This window comes from Chitinophagaceae bacterium, assembly GCA_016713085.1.
In the GTDB taxonomy this organism is placed as follows: Bacteria; Bacteroidota; Bacteroidia; order Chitinophagales; family Chitinophagaceae; genus Lacibacter.
Genome location: JADJPV010000006.1, coordinates 77,324 through 96,559, shown reverse-complemented (window position 1 = coordinate 96,559; position 19,236 = coordinate 77,324). Strand labels below are relative to the sequence as shown.

Genomic DNA, 19,236 nt, shown 5'->3' with positions numbered 1-19,236 from the left:
AATAAAAACTCAAATAATTAATATGAAAAAATTATTCATTATACTGACAATTTTTGCGGGAGTAACGCTTTCTTCCTGTAAGAAATTTTTAACAGCCGACTCCCCGTCACTGTTCACTCCGGAGTATGTATTCGGCAGTGAAACAGATGCTAAAAAAACGGTCAACAGCGTATATGCACTCTTTAACCAGGATGCATACACTTCAAGACTTTCAAACAATTTTACAGGGAATACCGATGTTGAGTACGGAGGTGTTGCAGCTTCGCCTGATAACTCCCGCAGGGATATCTGGTCATTTGAATGCACACCGACAAATGCTGATTTGCTTACGGTATGGAACAATGCCTATAATGCAATCAACAGAGCCAATGAATGTGAAAAAGGACTGATGGAAGTATCACTGGCAAAAGACCCGACCAATGCCGTTTATAATAATCTGCTGGGTGAAACAAGAGCACTGAGAGCTTTATGGTATTACTGGCTCATGAATCATTGGGGCGATGTGCCGTTTAAAACAACACCTTCAAGAGCGGGTGATAATTTTTATTTAGCAAGGACAGGCCGGGATACAATTCTTACTTTCCTCATCAATGATTTAATTGATATTGAACCCAAAATGTCATGGGCCGAAAATCTTGATTATGGAATAGAACGGATCAACAGGGAATTTGTAATTGGTTTGATTGCACGTTTATCCATGATGCGTGGAGGTTACTGGTTATATCCTGATATGACGATGAAACGTAAAGATGATTATCTAACTTATATACAACTGGCAAATACATATGCAAAAAACCTGGTTGATCAGAAGCCCAGAGCACTTCCTGAGTTTGCCACTGTATTTATGAATCAGAACAAATATATAAAACCACTCAACAGTGATATTTTATATGAAGTGGCTTTTCATCCCGGCTTTGGAGATGTTGCCTGGAATAATGGTATCAGGGTAGATGGTGGTACACATCCTTATGGTGCCGGTTCAAATTATCTTTCTTTTCCTCTTACCTATTATCATTCCTTCGATACACTTGATAAACGTTTACCGGTAACATGCTCTCTTATCTATTTTGATAAAGATTTGATTCAGCAACCAGCTGGCTCTGGATCAATTGCACCGGGTAAATGGAACAGGATGCTGGTGCCTTCATCACTCGGTCCCGCTTCTGCAAAAGGAACAGGTATTAACTGGTCTGTAATGCGTTACTCTGATGTGTTATTGCTTCTTGCTGAAAGTGAAAATGAAATAAACGGACCAACTGCAGTAGCTCAGAGTGCGTTGCGTAAAGTTCGTCAGAGAGCTTTTGATGCATCACAGTGGACTGATAAAGTTGAGAACTATATTACATCTGTATCATCCAGTAAACAGGCGTTTTTTAATGCGATCGTAAATGAACGGGCATGGGAATTTGGCGGAGAGTGCTTACGCAAATATGATCTTGCCCGTTGGAATCTTTTCAGCAAAAAAATAGCCGAAACAAGAAATGCATTAACTGAAATGGGTATTGCTGCAAATTCAGGAACAGGAGCTTACTCGCAACTTCCCGATTATTTGTATTACAAAAGAGATTCAACAACTGTGAGCAAGAATATTATTTGGTTTAATAAGTTTACGAAACCAGCCGTGGCGCCGCCAATTATTAATTCACCGGCACCGGGCGATAACCCAAATGGTTATACAAGATTAAGCTGGACACTGTCAATGTATAACTCAACCACAGCAGGTCCGGCTGCTTTTATTCTAAACACATGGAGGGGATATACAGATAATACAGGTTCTGCACCATTGCGGTATATTTTGCCATTGCATAATTCTGTTCTGTCAAGCAGCCAGGGTGTTTTACAAAATCAGTACGGATACTAATTAACCATTTCATTCACGACTAATAACAAAACGAAATGAAGAAAATAATATATATATCAATGGTTGCAATACTGGTGATTGCTGCCTGCAAAAAGGTAGAGGATCCGGGTGAAGCACCACGATTATTCAGACCCGTACTAAAAGAAGCGCTTGCCTCTGAAGGCAACTGGATTAAGGCTTCCTGGCAGGCTGTAAAATGAGCAGATTCTTATACTGCACAAATCAGTACTGATACATTTAAGACAATTGCTGCTACATTGGTTGTTGATACCAATTATGTTTTATTTGAAAATCTGAAATGGGAAAAATTATACCAGGTACAGGTAAAGGCGAATGCAAAAGATACGAGCCACAACTCTGGAATTGCAAGCCTTGGTGCAATAAAAACAGCACGTTTCCCGACAATTTTAAATATCCCTTCTTCGGGTGAAATTGCTGATAATGCAGTGAAAGTAAGCTGGGCAACAAGTGGAGCAGTTGTAACCGGTATCAAAATACTACTTGCATCCGACAGTTCTGTTGCAAAAGATATTACACTGCTTCCTGCTGATGTTACCAATTCTTATAAAGTAGTATCGGGTTTAAATGCAGCCACTGCTTACATTATTTATTTATACAGCGGTGCAACCGTTCGTGGATGGGCTGATTTCTCAACCAAAATTGCATTAACAGGTAACCTGATTGACTTGCGTGAAATTACAGGGGTTCCATCAATTCTGTCAGATACAATTCCTGATGTTCCTTCAGGCAGTATTATCTTATTAAAGAGAGGAGAAACCTATACCATAGCTTCGTCTATAAGCTTAAACAAGTCGCTCACTTTTATGCCGGGAACTGACCTGCTGAATCCTGCGAAGCCAATTATCAGTATGCCTGCTAATTTCAATATTACTTCAGGCAGTTTGATTGATTCAATTGTATTTTCAGATCTTACGCTCAGGGGTACTGATTATGCTTCGAAGTATGTATTCAATATAAATACGGCCTGTACCATTGGTAAAATTCGTTTTGATAATTGCTGGGCAGAAATTTTCAGAGGAGTGGTTCGCACACAAAGTCAACCCGCCATCATTAATGCATTTGAGGTAAACAATTGCATTATTGACAGCATTGCAGGTTATGGACTTTTAACAGTAGACGTTGCTACCAGTAAAGCAGATGTGATTACTGTTACCAACAGTACATTTTATAAAATGGAGAAAGTTATAACCAGTCGTAATAATTCAACTTCTTTACTGATTGACAACTGTACATTTAATGAAGCACCCACCGGCAGCAGTTCAGCTTACTATATTGATTACAGCATTGCAGGTACGAACAATGTTACCAATGGCATTACTGTAAACAACTGCATATTTGGTATTGGAAAAATTACTACAGGAGGATTGTTAACCGTCAGAGATGTAAGAGCAAATGCTGCAACAACAATTAACGCAAGTAACAATTATCGCACATCCGATCATTTATCTGCCGGTAATGATTTTCCAAGTATTCTCACACACACAAAAACAGCCATTCAATTGTGGCAAAACCCAGTGGGTGGTGATTTTAAAATTATCGACAATACCTTCCCCGGAAGAAGTTCAACAGGTGATCCACGCTGGAGACCCTGATAGATCAAGACTTAGTTTTTAACATTATAAAACCCACAGGCTTTCATCAGCCTGTGGGTTTATCCAAATCTGCTCTTAGAGAAATGCTGTTTTAAAAAGCAGTAATACATTTTTTGCCATTCATTGTACTCCTCAGGATTAAATAAACAGAATGAAAACAAAACAGGTTACTATAGCACTGAGCTATCTTTTGATGTTTACTGTTACGGCCTGCGCACAGCAGAAACAATCTGCAGTGAACAGCAGTGTAAGTGCAATTGCCTTTCCCGGAGCTGAAGGTTTTGGTAAATACACAACTGGCGGTCGTGGAGGTAAAGTAATGATAGTAACCAATCTTAACGATGATGGCCCGGGTAGTTTTCGTGATGCTGCTGAAGCAAAAGGTAATCGCATCATTGTGTTTGCGGCATCAGGTACTGTTCATCTAGAAAAAAGACTCTTCATTAAAGGCGATGCAACAATAGCAGGACAAACTGCTCCCGGCGATGGTATTTGCCTGGCTGATCAACCGGTTAGTTTAGCTGGTGATAATATCATCGTTCGTTACATCCGTGTACGAATGGGTGATAAATTTCAACGGCAAAAAGGAAAGGTGGATGGAAGTGGCGGTGATGATGCGTTTGGTGCATCGGGCCGCAAACATATCATCATTGATCATTGCTCATTCAGCTGGAGTACTGATGAAGTGCTTTCTGTTTACAAAGGCGACAGCACTACGTTACAGTGGAACATCATTACCGAACCTTTAAATTATTCCTATCACTTCGAAACAGGTGATACCGATTGGGAACATCATGGTTATGGAGGTATCTGGGGCGGACAACATTTATCGGCTCATCATAATTTGTTTGCACATTGCATAAGCCGTAACCCTCGTTTCAACGGAGCAAGATTGGGCGCAAGTGCAGAGTTTGTTGATTTTCGGAATAATGTTATTTATAACTGGCAACATAACAGCGTGTATGGCGGCGAAGGAGGAACATACAACGTGGTGAATAATTACTACAGGTACGGTCCTTCTACAAATAAAAATGTGCAGAGCCGGATTGTCAATCCATCCAAGGTGGACAAACAACCTTTCGGACAGTTTTATGTAGATGGGAACTATGTGGATGACGCACCTGATGTTACAAAGAACAACCTGGCCGGAATTCATGTAGATAATAAAGGCACGGAAGAAGAACGGAAATCAGCGGTAATGACCACAGCTTTTTCTACCGATGCAATTATATCGCAAAGTGCAGAAGATGCCTATAAAGCAGTATTGCGTTTTGTTGGCGCTTCGGTTAAAAGAGATACCATGGATCTGCGTATTATTAAAGACGTGGAAAACAGGACAGGAACAATCATTGATGTACAGGGTCATTATCCGCATCACTCACCTTTTGAAATCACTGTAAATGCATGGCCAGCTTTGAATGCCTCAACAGCACCTGTTGATGCAGATAAAGATGGGATGCCTGATAAATGGGAAAAAAGAAATGGCTTAAATCCAAACGATGCATCTGATGCAGCAGGGAATAAACTGGATAAGCATTATACGAATATTGAAATGTACATCAACAGTTTGATTAAATAGAAACAGATATTAACTGATCAGTGTTCATCAGCCAAAATCTGTATTATCCCGCCTGAATGAAGAAGTCGGGCAGGAGTGTTTTTATAAATAAAATGCATGAAAGCAAAACTGGTCTTATTACTGGCAATTCCGGCAATGGCATTTCTCCTGCCGCAAAAAAAGAAAATTAAAATTTTTATTGCAGGCGATTCTACAGCCAGCATCAAGGAAATAAAAGCTTTCCCCGAAAATGGATGGGGAATGCCCTTTGTGTATTTCTGGGACTCAACTGTTACTATTGTAAATAAAGCAAAGAACGGGAGAAGCACCAGCTCATTCCGCAATGAAGGACTTTGGAAACAAATCACAGATGAAGCAGGAGAAGGAGATTATGTGTTCATTCAGTTTGGGCACAACGATGAAGTGCCAACCAAAAAAACGGCTACAACCCCGGATCAATTCAAATTTAACCTGAAGAAGTATATAACAGAAGCAAGAGAGAAAAAAGCCATTCCTGTTTTGCTCACATCCATGGCAAGAAGAAAATTCGACAGTACAGGAAAAATTGTTGGTACACATGATGAGTATATGAAGATTACAAGAGCTGTTGCAAAAGAAGAAAATACAATATTGTTCGATATGGATCTGCTTACTCAGCAACTCTATCAGCAATTTGGCCCCGAAAATTCTGCGTTGCTGTTCATGCAATTGAAACCGGGCGAGCATCCCAACCATCCAAAAGGGAAAGATGATAACACTCATTTCAATGAATTTGGTGCAAGGCTGGTTGCACAATTAGTTTTGAAAGAGATCCGTAATCAGTTGCCTGAACTCGCAGCAAGAATTGTGAATACAAATGAATAATCAATCGTATAATGAAACTTCCTGTTATTGTTAGCCGGCCAAAACGTATTATTGGTTTTCTTATTTTGCTTTTGTTGCAAACACTTTCGTTAAATGCACAGCAGATCGCTTTCCCGGGTGCAGAAGGTGCAGGAAGATTTACTTCAGGCGGCAGAGGAACAGCAGCTGTTCCTTCAACAGTGTTTGAAGTAACAAACTTAAATGATGATAATAATCCCGGCAGTTTGCGTTATGCATTAGGTCAATCTGCCACACACCGTACCATTGTGTTCAGGGTTTCAGGAACAATACATCTTGCTTCAAAACTGAATATTCGAAATAACACAACTGTTGCAGGGCAAACAGCTCCCGGCGATGGTATTTGCATAGCTGATTATCCTGTTGTAATCAGCGGTGATAATGTAATCGTTCGTTATATCCGTATTCGTATGGGCGATAAAAATCAACTGCTCACATCTCCTGCTAATTGTGGTGTGCCTGTTGCGCCTTTTACTGCGGCCTGTATGCCATTGGATGGTAGCGGTGGTGATGATGCATTTGGAAATCTTGGAGGTAAAAATATTATTATTGATCATTGCTCCATCAGCTGGAGCAGTGATGAAGCTTTAACTGTTTATCGTGGCGACAGTATAACGCTGCAATGGAATATTGTTTCAGAGCCATTGGATTATTCTTATCATTTTGAAACAGGTGATACAGATTTTGAACATCATGGTTATGGTGGAATCTGGGGATCAAAGCGTGGTTCGTTCCATCATAATTTAATTGCCGATGCAAAAGGACGTAACCCACGCTTTGCTGGTATCAGTACCTATTCGCCTGCTGTGATTGGAGTTGAAAATGCTGATTTCAGAAATAATGTGGTGTATAACTGGGGCAGCTACAGTACTAATGGTGGAGATGGTGGTAATTACAACCTTATAAATAATTATTATAAGTATGGTCCGTCAACAGGTACAGGTAATTCAGTTTCTATTCCTGTTCGTGGTATGATTGTGCAACCTGGTCAAACAACCGGAGCCACACCCATTCCTTACGGAAAATTTTATTTATCGGGTAACTATGTTGATGGCTATACTAACATCACAGCAAATAACTGGCTGGGTGTATCAATGAGCGGTGGGGTACAGGCCGATACAACAGTAGCGAAAGCAACAGTTGCACATGATATATCGCCGGTTACCACGCATACAGCACAGGAAGCATACGAGCTGGTATTGCAGAATGCCGGTGCCAGTTTAAAACGTGATACACTTGATGAACGTATTACCAATGATGTTCGTAACCGTACTGGCCGCTTGATTGATGTGCAGGGTGGTTATGCGCATGGTACTCCTTATGCCAATACTGTAAATGCGTGGCCAACATTAAATTCAACAGCAGCACCAGTGGATACTGATCATGATGGTATGCCTGATACATGGGAAACAGCAAATGGTTTAAACCCGAATGATGCAAATGATCGTGGCATCTTTGCAACGAATGGTTATACGAATCTTGAAAACTATTTGAACAGCCTTGTTAATTCTGCTGCAATCATTTCATCAACGACCAGTCTAAGTCCCTTTTCACAAATAACAGGGACAGCTTCTTCTAATCAAACTTATACCTTATCTGCTTCGAATCTTACAGATAATATAACGGTTACTCCTCCTGTTGGATACCAGGTATCGGATAATGCAGGTACTACCTGGTTCAGCAATGCATCGCCATTAACAGTTGTTCAATCTGCAGGGTCGGTAACACCAAAAACAATCACTGTAAGATTGAATGCAGCAGCTCCGGGAAATTACACAGGCAATATTGCGCATACCAGTACAAATGCAGCAACAGTGAATGTTGCTGTTTCGGGTAATACAGTAAATTCTGATGTACCTGCAGGAACGAATGTTATTGTTGCATTGGATGGTTCAGGAAATTTCACAAGTATACAGGCTGCAATTAATGCAGCTCCAGCCGGATTAACTGCTCCTTATATTATTTACATTAAGAATGGCAAGTATATAGAGAAGGTGAACATTCCTTCTAACAAATCTTTTATTCAGCTCATCGGACAAAGTGCCGCCAAAACCATTGTTTCATGGGCCGATAACGGCATTAACGTTGGCACATTTAATTCATACACAGTTTATGTTGCAGCGAACGATTGTGCATTGATGAACTTGACGATTGAAAACAGTTATGGCGATGGAAGTCAGGGAGTGGCTTTGCGAACAGATGGTGATCGAATCATTGTCCGCAGTTGCCGGATAATAGGTAACCAGGATACCTTATTAACGAATGCGAACGCTGGCAATCGTCAGTTGTTTAAGAACTGCTACATTGATGGTAATGTTGATTTTATTTTTGGCAGTGCAAGAGCCATTTTCGATTCAACAGTTGTGTATGCCAAAGGCAGATCAAGTGCAGGTAATTCTTATATCACTGCTGCTAACACACAAGCCGGGCAAACCTATGGTTATGTCTTTCGTAATTGTATACTACCTCCTAATCTTGGCGTAACAAATTATTTTCTTGCAAGACCATGGCAAAACTCAACAGGTTCAAGTCCTGTTGCCAATAACAAGACGGTGTTCATTAACTCAATTATGAGCAGCAGCATTTTACCTGCAGGATGGAGTGTATGGGATGCAGGTACCAATACTTCATTGATCTATTATGGTGAATACAAAACAAAAAGTTTGATGGTTCATTGGTGAACATTGCTTCACGTGCAGCATGGTCTTTCCAGTTAACTGATCCTGAAGCTGCAACTTACAGCGATGCAAATTTGTTCAATGGCTGGGATCCCTGTTCAGCAGGTACAGCTTTTTGTACAGCAAAAAGTCCGGAGATTGCCATTTCCAACTTTCGTGTAACGAAATCACCAACTGCATCGACGTTCAACTGGAATATCAGTTGGGCTATGCCGCAGATCAAATATGAATTGTATCGCTCAGCTGCAATGGGAAGTGGTTATACAAAAGTGGCCGAAATAACTTCATTAGAAGACACTACGTATAATTTTCAATTAACGGATGCATTACCTCCGGCAGGTTCTGTTTATTATTATTTTGTAGCGGGTTCAAAGGCAGGGTTTCTTGCATACAACACCGATACACTATCTGTATCGAATATGCAGACTGCTTTTGCAACAGGAAGTTTGAACGCATTTTCGCAGAACTATGGAGCTCCGTCAGGATCGCAAAACATTACCGTATCGGGTATGAACTTAACTGATAATGTAATTGTTACTCCGCCTGCTTCGTATGAAGTAAGTGCAAATGGTACAACATGGTTCACATCAGCGGCGCCGCTTGTGCTTGCTCCAACTTCAGGTGCATTAGCAAATACAATCGTGCAGGTACGTTTAAATGCTGCATCAATGGGAACATATGCAGGCTCTGTTGCAGTAAGCAGTACAGGTGCAACAACTGTGAATGTTGCAGTTACAGGAACCTGTTCCATTATTCCGCAACCAACAACAGTTGTATTACATCATTATCCTTTTACTCAAAATGGGAATGACAGTACAGCTGTACGTAATGCAGGTGTTGCAGCAAGTTCACCAACGCTGAATAAAAATGTTTTGTCTGATGGGATAACGGTAGCTGCTGCACCGGCTTATTCAACTGCCTATGGAATGGCTTTTGCACCTTTAGCAACAGGGTTATGGACAACTGCATCAGGTGGTAATGGTAGTAATCTCAACCGTATTTATTATGTACAGTTTACTGTAACAGCCAATACAAATTATAAAGTACAGGTTGACTCATTGCTGTTTAAATCGGGTTTCCTCAGTTCATCATCAAACACAAAAGTGGGAATTGTGTATTCAAAAACCGGGTTTACCACAAACGACTCAACAGATATTTCAACTGTACCCGGCACATTTGCATCGCCCATTGCATTAACGAATCAAAGCGGCGGATCAACAACATCAGCTTATGCTGTTGCATTTAATGGTACAAGCGGTGTTCTGATAAACGCAGGGGAAACAATTACCTTCCGTATGTATTTCAGCTGCGGAAGTACAAGTACCGGACGTTATGCATTTTTGAAAGATGTAATCATTAAAGGAAGTTCGTTGAATACAACTGCTCCTGCTTCAGTTGTAACTGTAACCGGAACAGTGAATCCGTTTGCACAGGTTATAGGTAATCCTTCAGCCGCTCAGTCTTATACAGTAAGCGGAACAAATTTGAATGGATCGATTTACTTAATTGCTCCGGAAAACTTTGAACTGTCTGCTGATGCCGGCACTACATGGAAAAACAGTACGCAACCCTTGTTACTTGTACCGTCAAGTGGCATTGTTGCGTCAACCGGTATACAGGTTCGCCTGAATGCTTCAGCTGCAGGAACGTATAATGGCAATGTACAGCACAGTTCATCAGGAGCTGCGCTGGTAAATCTTGCAGTAAGTGGTGTGGCAAGCATTAACACAGCTGTTCGTGATAATACAGTAACGGCTGGTTTCTCGGTTTACCCAAGCCCTGCTGCAAATAAAGTGTATATCAAACATCCACGGAGCAGCAGTAATACAAACATTGCTTTGTATTCTTTGCATGGTGTTAAAGTTGCCGAATGGAAAGCAACTCCCAATACCATACTTACGTCAGTAGATGTACAGGCCTTACCACAGGGACAGTATTTCATTCACTACAGTTCAGGAAAAGATAAAGCAGTTTTAAAATGTATCATAATACATTAGTTAACATGAAGAAAAGTTTAATCATTGTTTCGTTGATAATGATCAGTGCATTACAGTTATTTGCACAAACAGGTAATCCCCAGCAATACAAATATATTTTCACTGTTGCCAAAGATGGCAGCGGCGATTTTAAATATATTCAGGATGCTATTGATGCCATGCGTGTGTATCCATTAGCCCGCATTACGCTCTATATTAAAAACGGAGTTTATAACGAGAAGGTAGAACTGCCTGCAACAAATACGGATGTAACATTTATTGGTGAAAGTGTGGAGAAGACGATCATTACATTCAACGATTATTCAGGAAGAGGAAAGCATACCACCTTTACTTCATTTACTGCAAAAATTTCCGGCAATCGTTTTTATGCAGAGAATATTACGTTTGCCAATAGTGCCGGTCCGGTTGGGCAGGCATTGGCTTTATATGTTGATGCAGATAAAGCAGTGTTTAAGAATTGTAAATTCCTCGGTAACCAGGATACTATTTTCACAGCCGGAGAAAATGCAAGACAACTGTTTGTTGATTGTTATATTGAAGGAACAACTGATTTTCTGTTCGGTCCTTCAACAGCAGTGTTTCAGAATTGTACCATCAAAGCAAAATCAAATTCATTTGTAACGGCGGCAAGTACAACGCCCGGTAAAAAATTCGGTTATGTATTTCTTGACTGCAAAATCATTGCAGATTCAGTTGTTACCAAATTGTATTTAGGCAGACCATGGCGTGCACATGCAAAAACTGTTTTTGTACGCTGTGAACTTCCGAAGGTAATTGCAGCTGAAGGATGGAGTAACTGGAGTAATCATGCCAATGAACAAACTGTTCTTTATGCCGAATATAAATGTACCGGCGAAGGTGCTGTAACGGCACAGCGTGCCAGCTGGAGCAAACAACTCAGTGATAAAGAAGCAAAGGAGTATACACTGGAAAATATTTTCTCGAATAACAGTTTAGTGAAAGATGAAGCTGGTTGGTTTCAGCAGGGATCAAAAGTGTTTGAATGGCCCGTTAAAAAGTAAGACATGAAAAAGATTTTATTCTCTCTGCTGTTTATTCAACTGTCACTGATTATCCAGGCACAGGATTTTTATCCGTTATGGCAAAACGGGAAAAAGCCAAACTATAACGGTAAGAAAGTAACCGATAGTTTATTTCATGAACGCATCTGGAGAGTTGCAACCCCGGGCATTTATGCATTTGTTGTTCCTAAGGGAGAAAATAAAGGCACTGCTGTTTTAATTGTTCCCGGAGGTGGTTACGAACGTCTTTCTTATTTGTACAATGGTTTCAACCTGGCCAAATGGTATAACAGCATTGGGGTAAGTGCATTTGTACTCATTCACCGCTTACCGCACCAGGCCGATTTGATCAATAAACAAATTGCGCCTGTGCAGGATGCACAACGTGCCATAAAGCTGATCCGTTCAAAAGCTGCTGAGTGGAATATTTTGGCAGATAAAGTAGGTGTAATGGGATCAAGTGCAGGCGGACATGTGGCAAGTACATTGGGTACACATATAAAAGATGAATCACTGGTGAATGACACGATTGATAAATACAATTACCGCCCTGATTTTATGGTGTTGCTTTCTCCTGTTATAACAATGGGTAAGCTTGCACATCCGGGAAGTAAAAAGAATTTTTTGGGTGCAGATACAACTGCTGCCAATATTGAATTGTTTTCAAACGAACTGCAGGTGACATCGTTTACGCCACCAGCATTTATAGTACATGCGTTGAACGACAGTACTGTGAAGGTGCAGAACAGTTTGATGTTTTATGAAGCACTGATAAAAAACAAAGTCAATGCAAGCATTCATATTTTCCCGCAGGGCGGACATGGAATAAGACTGGACGATAATCCCGGCTCAACTGATTTGTGGATGAATTTGCTTGAGTTGTGGCTAAAAGAAATGAATTTGGTTATCCCAATCAAGTTTAAATAATGAAGAATAAACTTGCCATCATATTTTCACTGTTGTTGTATTCTGTTGCAAACGCTCAGTTAACTTCTGGTTTAACCGGGATAAAAGATACTTCCTACAACATACAGAATGAGTACAGGAAGCATATCAAAAATTATCCGCAGATAAAAATTGCAGAAGGCTTTTCTTATCCGTATGTGAAGGAAGAACAAAATATTGTTTACTGCACAGTTAATAAACGGCAGTTAAAGCTGGATGTATTTTCTCCTGTTGCAAAAACATCTTCTCTCAAAACTGCAGTTATTTTTATTCATGGCGGAGGATGGAGAAGCGGCGATAAATCCATGCATCATCCGCTGATGCAGGAACTGGCTGCATTGGGTTATACATGCTTTACACCTGAATACCGATTATCAACAGAAGCACTTTATCCTGCAGCTGTTTATGATGTAAAATCTGCCATTCGCTGGGTAAGAAAAAATGCAGCAAAGTATCATGTTGATCCAAATAAAATAGTTGTAGCCGGTCACTCAGCAGGCGGAGAGTTGGCCGCTTTTAGGGGAGCTACCAACGGAATGAAAGCGTATGAAGGAAATGGTTGTTACAAAGAAGTATCCAGCAAAGTTAATGCGGTGATTGATCTCGACGGAACATTGTCATTTTATCTACCTGCATCTGCTGTACCTGATGAAAGCAAGGGTCCTTCGGCAGGAACCTATTGGTTCGGGTATAAAAAAACAGAAAACATTGAATTGTGGAAACAGGCGAGCCCGTTGCAGCATGTTGGCAATCATACGCCACCATTTCAATTTATCAACAGCAGTGTTGAACGCATGCATACAGGAAGAGAAGATTTTATTGCAGTGCTGAAAAAGTATCATACTTATTCAGAAGTAAATACACTCGAAGGTTCACCGCATACTTTTTTATTATTTCATCCCTGGTTTGATACAACAGTTGTGTACATGGACAGGTTCCTGAAACGGATTTTTCCTTCAAAACAAAAAGCTGCAAAAACAATTGTTGTGTCACAAAATGGTGACGGTGATTTTTCAACAGTACAGGCTGCTGTAAATTCGATTCCTTTAAAGAACACAAAACCTGTAACCATTTTTATTAAGAAAGGAATTTATAAAGAAAAGATTCTGATTGATTCATCAAAAGAATTTATTACGATAGTTGGAGAAGATAAGTTAAATACTGTACTTACTTACAATGATCATACAGGCAAGGTTGCTCCCAATGGTGAAGTGATTAATACAAGAACTTCCTGGAGTTTTAAAATACTTGCCGCTAACTTTACTGCAAAGGATTTAACCATTCAGAACGATGCAGGCTTTACTGCAGGACAGGCTGTGGCGCTTGAATCGGATGGAGACAAAGCGGTATTCATCAACTGCCGTTTTATCGGTTTCCAGGATGTACTGTTTACCAACAATGAAAAAAGCAGGCAGTATTTTGAACATTGTTATATAGAAGGCACAACCGATTTTATTTTCGGATCGGCTACTGTTTGGTTTGAGAAATGTCATATCCGCAGTAAGAAAGATTCACATGTAACGGCTGCGTCCACGCCGCAGGGAAATAAGTTCGGTTATGTTTTTAATGAATGTGTTTTAACCGGCGATACTTCAGTTCGAAATGCATCTTTGGGTCGGCCATGGCGTCCGTATGCATCTGTTACTTATATCCATTGCTTTATTGGTGAACATATAAGACAGGAAGGCTGGAGTAACTGGAACAATACAGAGAACTATAAGACGACACGCTATGCTGAGTATAAGAATTACGGGGCATCGGCAGATCCGTTAAAAAGAGTTCTCTGGTCAAAACAGTTAAGTGAGGAAGAAATGAAGAACTATACAATTAAAAATATGTTTGGTAACTGGAACCCGGTAAAGTAGTTTTCAGTTTGAGGCAGTTGTTGAATCATCACTCTTCACTTGAATAAAAGAATGATCTTTAGAAAATGAAATCTTAGTGAATTGAAAAATTTAATTATGAAATTACTTCTTATTACAGCAATCATGTTTACTGCATCAGTTTTGCAGGCACAATCTTTTACAGAAATGCCTTTGTATAAAAACGGCGTGCCTAATTCAAAACAGGCACCCAATAAAGAGAATTCAACATTTAAGGATAATGTAACAAGGATTGCAAAAGTAAGTGTACCCACTCTTACAATGTATAAGCCGGAAAATCCAAATGGCATGTCCGTTATCATTTGTCCCGGTGGTGGTTATGGTATTCTTGCATTTGATAAAGAGGGAACAAGGGTTACAGAAGAAATGAACAAGTGGGGTATTACTGCTTTTGTATTGAAATACCGCTTGCCCGATGATACAGCGAATGTTGACAAAAGCCTTGCGCCATTGCAGGATGCACAACAGGCCATCCGCATGGTTCGCAGTAAAGCAACAGAATGGGGTTTGAGAAAAGACAAGATCGGCATCATGGGTTTTTCAGCAGGTGGGCATCTTGCATCAACATCCGCAACACATTTTACATCGAATGCTGATGCAACAGAAAAAGACACAATATCTGTTCGCCCTGATTTTGCAATACTAATTTATCCCGTGATCAGTTTCGACAGTACCATCACACACAAAGGATCAAGAAATAATTTAGTTGGCGCAAATGCATCTGCAGATGTCATCAAACTTTTTTCAAATGAATTACAGGTATCAGCAAAAACACCGCCATCGTTTTTAGTACATGCGGGTGATGACGGTGCAGTGCCGGTTGAAAACAGTATCCGTTATTACCAGGCCTGTATAAAATACAAAGTGCCTGCTGAAATGCATTTGTATCCAAAGGGCGGACATGGTTTTGGTATGTATAATAAAACAACAACCGATAACTGGATGGAACGTTTATCAAACTGGCTTAGTTCATTAAAATAATATTAGAACGGAATTTAACAATTACAGGAAATGAAAAAGATACTCATTATTTTATTTTCAGTTTTCAGCTACGCATCTGCACAAACTGTTTCAAAAGTGTGGGTGGCAGATAATGGAAACGGAACCTATAAAAATCCGGTGATTAATGCTGATTACAGCGATCCTGATGCAATCAGGGTTGGTGATGATTACTACATGATTTCTTCCAGCTTCACACATATTCCCGGCTTGCCAATTCTTCATTCAAAAGATTTGGTTAACTGGAAATTAATTGGTCATGCATTAAAACGTCAACCACCTTTTGAACATTTTTCAACTGTTCAGCATGGTGGTGGAGTATGGGCTCCTTCCATCCGCTATCACAACAATGAATTTTATATCTATTACCCTGATCCTGATTTTGGTATTTATCTTACTAAAGCAAAAAATATTAACGGACCGTGGAGTGAGCCTGTTTTGATTGAAGCAGGTAAAGGGTTAATTGATCCATGTCCGCTTTGGGATGATAATAATAAAGTTTATCTGGTACATGCTTATGCAGGCAGTCGTGCTGGAATCAAATCAATCCTCGTTGTAAAAGAATTAAATAAAGAAGGAACAAAAGTAATCAGTGACCCGGTAATGGTATTTGATGGACGTGTAACTGATCCTACACTTGAAGGTCCGAAGTTTTATAAACGTAATGGGTACTATTATATTTTTGCTCCCGCTGGCGGCGTAAGTACCGGTTGGCAATTGGTTCTCCGTTCAAAAAATATTTATGGTCCTTATGAACGAAAGGTTGTAATGGATCAGGGATCAACAACAGTCAATGGTCCGCACCAGGGAGGATGGGTAAATACACAAACAGGTGAGGACTGGTTCCTGCATTTCCAGGATAAAGATGCTTATGGAAGAGTGGTGCATTTACAGCCAATGAAATGGGTGAACGACTGGCCTGTGATTGGAGCAGATAAAGATGGTGATGGTAAGGGCGAACCTGTTCTTGCATATAAGAAACCAAACGTCGGAAAAACTTATCCTGTTGCAACCATTGCTGATGCTGATGAATTCAATTCAACTTCATTGGGTTTGCAATGGCAATGGCAGGCTAATCCGCAGCAATTCTGGGCCATGCCAACGCCGAATGGTTTTTTAAGAATGTTTTCTGTATTAAAGCCGATTCAATTACATCAGCATGGAACTACCCGTATATTCTCGGGCAAAAAACTCCCGCCGATGAATTTACTGCAACCGCAAAAATTTCTTTTCAGCCAAAATGGGAAGGAGAACGGTTTGGGATGATTGTATTGGGATTGGATTTTGCATATATATCTATTGTAAAAAAACAGGATGGTAACTATCTTTCATTTGTTTACTGCAGGGATGCAGATAAAGGGAAAAAAGAAACAGTGCAGGACGGTGAAAAGCTCAACAATAGGGATATTTATTTTAGGGTAAAAATATCCAACGGAGCCGTTTGTGAATTCAGTTACAGTGAAGATGGAAACAGCTTTAAAACTGTTGGCGAAAAACTAACGGCAAAGCCGGGCCGTTGGGTGGGAACAAAAGTGGGGCTGTTTTTTACAAGACAGAATAAAACCAATGATGCCGGTGTTGCAGATGTGGATTGGTTCAGGATAGAAGGCCCCCTCTAAATCTCCCCCGAAAGGGGAGACTTGCCAACACACAGCTCTTGCTTTGCAAACGAGTAAGAAAGTTGAATGGAGTACAAATGATGATGTGGAAGATTCATTGTTGAGTTAGTTCATAAAGCACCGTCCCTTCTCTATTGGAGAAGGGAATGAGGGATGAGGCTAAAAAAATTGTAACGATCGCTTATTTATAATACAAATAAAAAATTGCCATATGGAAAGAAGATCATTCGTTAAATACACTGCCGCAGCCGGAGCATCTTTAATGCTGCATCCATTCACTTCACTTGCGTCAGGCTCAGCCAATAAATTAAAACTTGCTCTTGTTGGTACGGGTGTCCGTGGTACAGGTTTGTGGGGCAAACAAATTGTAAGTCAATTTAAAGATGCCTGCGAATTCGTGGGATTGTGTGATATTAATCCCGGCCGTCTTGCGTATGGCAAAGAATATATGGGTGTAAGCTGCCCCACATTTGTAAACGTGGATGAAATGCTGAAACAGATTAAAGCTGATTATGTTATCGTAACCACCGTTGATGCAACGCATGATGAAATTATTATTAAAGCTCTTAATGCAGGCTTTAATGTAATTACTGAAAAACCAATGACCACCGATGAAGATAAATGCAGGAACATTTTAGCAGCAGAAAAAAAATCAGGAAAAAAAGTAACCGTAGCCTTTAACTACCGCCACAGCGTACATGCTATGCAATTAAAAGAACTGCTGGCTGCTAATCGTGTTGGAAAAATTACTTCTGTTGATTTCAACTGGTATTTGAATGTGAGTCATGGTTCCGATTATTTCCGTCGCTGGCATGGCCGCATGGCAAAAGGTGGCTCGCTGTGGGTGCATAAAGCAACCCATCATTTTGATTTGCTCAACTGGTGGCTCAATAGCGAACCGGTTGAAGTAAGTGCTTATGGTTCGCTCGAACATTACGGAAAGAACAATGAGTTCCGTGGTACCAAGTGCCGTGGTTGCGAACACAAATCTAATTGCAAATTCTTTTGGGACATCACTGCCAATAAACACAACGTCAATTTATATGTAAACAATGAGCAGCACGATGGCTACATCCGTGACGGTTGTGTATGGAGTAACGAGATTGATATTTATGACAAGATGAGTGCACAGATCATTTATGCAAATGGTGTAACGGTGAATTATTCTCTCACTACCTATTCGGCATATGAAGGCTGGCAGATTGCTTTCAATGGAATGAAAGGAAGAATTGAAACCTGGGAAGATATTACTTACCTGCAAAAAACACCCGACGACCAAGCAAAACGTCCTGCAATAGAAATGAGCAATGCAGATGATGCGGTTGCCGGTGAGGTTCGGGAAATTCTTGCATGGGATAATTTTGGAAAAGATTACGAAGTATATACAACTCCAAAAATACGTGGTGGACATGGTGGCGGAGATGTTCGTATGCAACGCAGGATGTTTACAGATATCAACGACAATCCGCATCATGTTATGGCAGGAACAAGAGAAGGTGCAATGTCGATATTGATTGGTATTGCCGCAAGGAAAAGTATTCAGTTAAAACGGCCTGTAAAAATCAGTGAGTTAACAGACCTGGTACCTTTGGCTAACAGATTTTAAAAACAGTACAGTCATTTTAAGAATTAAAAAAATCAAACATGAAGTATAAGAACTTTTTTTTGCTTTTGTTTTTTCAGTAACCTCTTTATGTTCTTTCTCTCAATCGAAAAAAGAAAAGCAGGTAGCAGCTGCTGTTGAAAACCTGAGACTGGCAATGATCAGCGGCGAAAGGAATGCTCTTGAAAGCATAGCTTCTGATCAATTGAACTATGGACATAGCGGTGGCAAGGTTGAAACAAAACAGGAATTTGTTGAAGCAATTGTAAGCGGCAAATCTGATTTTGTAACCTGTGATTTTACTGAGCAGAAAATAACCATGAGCGGTAAGGTTGCAGTTGTGTGCTTTAATTTGTCGGCAAAAACCAATGATAATGGCAAGCCCGGTGAAGTGAATTTAAAACTGATGACGGTTTGGCAGCTGGAAAAAGGTGGCTGGAAAATGCTGGCACGCCAGGCTGTAAAAGTTATAAAATAAATGACCTCGTTCCCGGTATCGATTGCGTAAATAAAGCACCCGAAATGCTTGAATATGCTGCCCCATAAAGGTAAACTTGTGAACCGTAAACCAGTGTA

At 40.3% G+C, this 19,236-nt stretch carries 13 protein-coding genes and 2 pseudogenes; all 15 read left to right on the top strand.

The window, feature by feature from the left end; genetic code table 11:
- The first annotated feature begins 22 nt into the window (after positions 1-22).
- Positions 23-1,861 carry a RagB/SusD family nutrient uptake outer membrane protein gene (locus IPK31_21235; protein ID MBK8090217.1) on the top strand — a complete coding sequence of 613 codons (1,839 nt, stop codon included), beginning with the start codon at positions 23-25 and terminating at the stop codon, positions 1,859-1,861.
- A gap of 35 nt (positions 1,862-1,896) precedes the next feature.
- Positions 1,897-2,061, top strand: a complete 165-nt coding sequence (locus tag IPK31_21230) for a hypothetical protein (GenBank protein ID MBK8090216.1) — start codon at positions 1,897-1,899, stop codon at positions 2,059-2,061.
- A gap of 57 nt (positions 2,062-2,118) precedes the next feature.
- Entirely contained in the window at positions 2,119-3,474 is a 1,356-nt protein-coding gene (locus IPK31_21225) for a DUF5123 domain-containing protein (protein MBK8090215.1), read from the top strand.
- A 193-nt stretch (positions 3,475-3,667) separates the two neighbouring features.
- Positions 3,668-5,053, top strand: coding sequence for a pectate lyase (locus tag IPK31_21220; GenBank protein MBK8090214.1), 1,386 nt, complete (start codon positions 3,668-3,670; stop codon positions 5,051-5,053).
- Positions 5,054-5,149: 96 nt separating this feature from the next.
- A complete protein-coding gene (locus IPK31_21215) occupies positions 5,150-5,896 on the top strand; it encodes a rhamnogalacturonan acetylesterase (GenBank protein ID MBK8090213.1) in 747 nt (248 codons plus the stop codon).
- 11 nt (positions 5,897-5,907) lie between these two features.
- Positions 5,908-8,595: a hypothetical protein gene (locus IPK31_21210; GenBank protein ID MBK8090212.1), complete on the top strand. Its 2,688-nt coding sequence runs from the start codon at positions 5,908-5,910 to the stop codon at positions 8,593-8,595.
- On the top strand, positions 8,592-10,589 hold the full coding sequence (locus IPK31_21205) for a T9SS type A sorting domain-containing protein (GenBank protein ID MBK8090211.1): 1,998 nt from the start codon (positions 8,592-8,594) through the stop codon (positions 10,587-10,589). Before IPK31_21210 ends, IPK31_21205 begins: the two co-directional genes overlap by 4 nt.
- Positions 10,590-10,594: 5 nt before the next feature.
- A complete protein-coding gene (locus IPK31_21200; protein MBK8090210.1) occupies positions 10,595-11,611 on the top strand; it encodes a pectinesterase in 1,017 nt (338 codons plus the stop codon).
- Positions 11,612-11,614: 3 nt separating this feature from the next.
- Positions 11,615-12,538 (top strand): alpha/beta hydrolase, encoded by a 924-nt coding sequence (locus IPK31_21195; GenBank protein ID MBK8090209.1) that lies wholly within the window; start codon positions 11,615-11,617, stop codon positions 12,536-12,538.
- A pseudogene (locus IPK31_21190) lies at positions 12,538-13,509 on the top strand (alpha/beta hydrolase). The gene IPK31_21195 and the pseudogene IPK31_21190 overlap by 1 nt, the downstream one beginning before the upstream one ends.
- On the top strand, positions 13,483-14,421 hold the full coding sequence (locus tag IPK31_21185) for a pectin esterase (GenBank protein MBK8090208.1): 939 nt from the start codon (positions 13,483-13,485) through the stop codon (positions 14,419-14,421). The pseudogene IPK31_21190 and the gene IPK31_21185 overlap by 27 nt, the downstream one beginning before the upstream one ends.
- 96 nt (positions 14,422-14,517) lie before the next feature.
- On the top strand, positions 14,518-15,420 hold the full coding sequence (locus IPK31_21180; protein ID MBK8090207.1) for an alpha/beta hydrolase: 903 nt from the start codon (positions 14,518-14,520) through the stop codon (positions 15,418-15,420).
- Between the two features lie 30 nt (positions 15,421-15,450).
- A pseudogene (locus tag IPK31_21175) lies at positions 15,451-17,057 on the top strand (glycoside hydrolase 43 family protein).
- A 211-nt stretch (positions 17,058-17,268) separates the two neighbouring features.
- Entirely contained in the window at positions 17,269-18,663 is a 1,395-nt protein-coding gene (locus tag IPK31_21170) for a Gfo/Idh/MocA family oxidoreductase (GenBank protein MBK8090206.1), read from the top strand.
- Between the two features lie 142 nt (positions 18,664-18,805).
- Positions 18,806-19,138, top strand: coding sequence for a nuclear transport factor 2 family protein (locus tag IPK31_21165; protein ID MBK8090205.1), 333 nt, complete (start codon positions 18,806-18,808; stop codon positions 19,136-19,138).
- The last annotated feature ends 98 nt before the right edge of the window (positions 19,139-19,236 follow it).

Excerpts from the sequence above, each read along its gene's own strand:
- IPK31_21230 (MBK8090216.1), top strand. The coding sequence starts at position 1,897 with ATGAAGAAAATAATATATATATCAATGGTTGCAATACTGGTGATTGCT.
- IPK31_21180 (MBK8090207.1), top strand. The coding sequence starts at position 14,518 with ATGAAATTACTTCTTATTACAGCAATCATGTTTACTGCATCAGTTTTG.
- IPK31_21215 (MBK8090213.1), top strand. The coding sequence starts at position 5,150 with ATGAAAGCAAAACTGGTCTTATTACTGGCAATTCCGGCAATGGCATTT.
- IPK31_21200 (MBK8090210.1), top strand. The coding sequence starts at position 10,595 with ATGAAGAAAAGTTTAATCATTGTTTCGTTGATAATGATCAGTGCATTA.
- IPK31_21185 (MBK8090208.1), top strand. The coding sequence starts at position 13,483 with ATGGACAGGTTCCTGAAACGGATTTTTCCTTCAAAACAAAAAGCTGCA.
- IPK31_21210 (MBK8090212.1), top strand. The coding sequence starts at position 5,908 with ATGAAACTTCCTGTTATTGTTAGCCGGCCAAAACGTATTATTGGTTTT.
- IPK31_21195 (MBK8090209.1), top strand. The coding sequence starts at position 11,615 with ATGAAAAAGATTTTATTCTCTCTGCTGTTTATTCAACTGTCACTGATT.
- IPK31_21170 (MBK8090206.1), top strand. The coding sequence starts at position 17,269 with ATGGAAAGAAGATCATTCGTTAAATACACTGCCGCAGCCGGAGCATCT.
- IPK31_21220 (MBK8090214.1), top strand. The coding sequence starts at position 3,668 with ATGTTTACTGTTACGGCCTGCGCACAGCAGAAACAATCTGCAGTGAAC.
- IPK31_21235 (MBK8090217.1), top strand. The coding sequence starts at position 23 with ATGAAAAAATTATTCATTATACTGACAATTTTTGCGGGAGTAACGCTT.